Raw genomic sequence first — 503 nt, 5'->3', positions numbered from 1 at the left:
CGCGACCACGGCGAGACCACCACCTGGACGATCACCCTGCCGAAGTTGGACGCCGCGACATTCGACGCCGCCCTGCAGTCTCACCGCGACGCGCTGATCCACGACCGCAACGCCGAGGACGAGGCTCCGTTCCCGACGAACCTCGACGCGTTCAACCGGCTCGTGGAAGCCGGCTGGGACGCCGACGCCGCCCGCCGCCCCCACGGCCAGCACACCACCGTCGTCATCCACCTCGACCTCGACACACCCACTGCAGCGCTGCATCTAGGTCAGGTCCTCACCGATGAGGAACGCCGCCTGCTGCTGTGCGATGCCACCTGCGAGGTGTGGCTGCAGCGCCACGGCCAACCCATCGGTGCGGCCCGCTCCACCCGCACCATCAACCGCCGCCTACGCCGAGCACTGGAACACCGCGACCAGTCCTGTGTGGTGCCCGGCTGTGGGGCCACCCGCGGCCTACACGCCCACCACCTGCAGCACTGGGACTGTCTCTTATACACATC

The 503-nt window shown here is 69.0% G+C and carries 1 protein-coding gene; it reads left to right on the top strand.

Annotation, left to right across the window (positions count from 1 at the left end; genetic code table 11):
* Positions 1–503 (top strand): DUF222 domain-containing protein (locus A5757_RS13620; RefSeq protein ID WP_156618388.1); only part of this gene is annotated, 503 nt, incomplete at both ends.

The sequence above is a fragment of the Mycobacterium sp. 852013-51886_SCH5428379 genome, from assembly GCF_001665575.1.
Classification (GTDB): domain Bacteria; phylum Actinomycetota; class Actinomycetes; order Mycobacteriales; family Mycobacteriaceae; genus Mycobacterium.
The sequence above is the reverse complement of the archived record's forward strand: the minus strand, read 5'-3'. Positions and strand labels throughout refer to the sequence as shown.